Source organism: Acinetobacter sp. ANC_7503, from assembly GCF_056780035.1.
On record NZ_JBWYJA010000027.1, the window covers coordinates 1 to 1,533 of the forward strand.

General features: G+C 50.9%; 1 protein-coding gene. It reads left to right on the forward strand.

Annotated features, from left to right (window positions below; genetic code table 11):
- Positions 1-1,533, forward strand: a 1,533-nt coding sequence (locus tag AC1M9M_RS14795) for a type VI secretion system Vgr family protein (protein WP_481596707.1), incomplete at both ends; no start/stop codon positions are given.

The window sequence follows — 1,533 nt, forward strand, 5'->3', positions numbered from 1 at the left end:
CATCACCAGCTTTATCGGACAACGTAGCCTACAACCCACCGCAGTCCACCTACAACGCTGGCAAGCCACAGCCCTCGAACAAGAAGAAGGCGCAGGGTCAGTCCAAAGCAAACACCAACACAGTGACCACCAAGACAATGCCAGCCTAGGCCTCGAACAAGCATGGCACATCAGCCCTGCATGGATCCAAGACCTCAAAGGTGAAGACCAAGCCACCGCCTCAGGCAACAGCCAAGTCGAAAAACTCAACCAACACCTCAGCGACTACTACGCCGGACAAAGCAAACAATTCATCGCCAAAGCCAGCGTCAGAGACAGCCAAGTCGGCTACTGGTTCAAACTCGATGGCCATCCAGAAATTGCACAACACAGCGGAGCTGATCAAGAATTCCTCATTGTAGGCAAACGCTACTACAACCAAAACAACCTACCCAAAGACTTAGACCAACAAGTCCAACAACTGCTACAACGCAGCCAATGGACGCCAAAACACAAGACAAACACCAACCAAGCAACCCACAGCGACCAAGAACGCCAAGCCAGCGAACTCATCCTACAACGACGCAACATCAAAACCGTACCCGAATACAACCCCTTACAACATCGACCTAGCACCCATCCGCAACGCGCCAAAGTGGTGGGACCTGCAGGAGAAGAAATCCATGTCGATGAATGGGGACGTATCAAAGTACGCTTCCTGTTTACCCGAGCAGAAGACCACCAATTTGATGGCGGTGCAGGCAGTAACAACAACGATACCGATTCAGCTTGGGTCGATGTACTGACCCCATGGGCAGGCGAAGGCTATGGCGCACGCTTCCTTCCTCGAATCAATGAAATCGTGGTTATCGACTTCTTTGACGGCAACATCGACCGCCCCTTTGTGGTGGGCCGCCTACATGAAGCCCAACGCAGCCCAACCCGATTTGACAGTCAAGGCCAACTGCCGGACACCAAAAAACTCGCAGGGATTAAAAGTAAAGAAGTCCAAGGCGAAGGTTATGGACAACTCCGCTTTGATGACACCACAGGACAAATCTCCACCCAACTGCAAAACACCCACGGGACGAGCCAACTTAACCTAGGGAATCTCAGTCATCCCAAAGCAACAGCAGAAAGTGAAGGACGAGGCGAAGGCTTCGAACTCAGAACTGACCAATGGGGTGCAGTACGAGCGGGCGAAGGCATACTCATCTCCACCTACAAACAAGAACAAGCCAAAGCAAACCATCTCGATGCAAGCGAAGCCAAACAACAACTCGAAAGTAGCTTAAACAACGCCAAAGCTTTGAGTGAAGTGGCACAAAATCAACAAACTGATCCACTGAGCTTACTCGAAAACCTACAGGGCTATCTCAAGAACTTAGAGAGCGAAGACCAAAGCAAAGCCGCGGCTTTTAAACAAGCGATCATGCTCTTGGCTTCACCAAGTTCAATTGCCGTAGAAAGTAACGAAGACATCCACCTCAGTGCAGATGGGCAGATCAACCAGATTGCACAAGGAAGCATCAACACCAGCACGCAAGACAGCAT